General features: G+C 40.8%; 1 protein-coding gene. It reads left to right on the forward strand.

The features are described from left to right. Positions 1–89: 89 nt before the first annotated feature. The coding region (locus EZM41_RS10960; RefSeq protein WP_198471133.1) for a UPF0175 family protein at positions 90–407 on the forward strand (318 nt) is incomplete at its 3' end.

A 407-nucleotide genomic window follows, 5' to 3' on the forward strand; every position in this document is an offset into this window, starting at 1 on the left:
CGGAATCTATCTGGCTATTGAGCCTCAACCCAGGGCCAATAACATTCGATTTGACAGTCCGTATTGATCCGGTAGCGAGGCCTCCGCCCATGAACAAGTCCCGAGATCGTGTCCTGAGGATTTCCAGATTATCTGTAATAATTATAGTTTGCGCAGTTGGGAATTTATTCATAGTATTTTTGAGCACAAAAAAAGACAAATCCCTTGTTATTGACATTAAGGAAGCGCAACAAACAGAAAGTACTGATTTTAGGAATTTAATGAAAGTGCTAGAAATACCCGAAGTAAATCTTGAGGACGAAGAATTTAAGTTAGCCTTAGCAATCAAACTCTTGGAAGAAGGCAAAATATCTCTGGGTAAATCGGCTGAAATAGCGGGTTTCTCTGAAAGATCCTTTGCGGAGCTC

Source organism: Acetomicrobium sp. S15 = DSM 107314, assembly GCF_016125955.1.
GTDB classification, from domain to species: Bacteria; Synergistota; Synergistia; order Synergistales; family Thermosynergistaceae; genus Thermosynergistes; species Thermosynergistes pyruvativorans.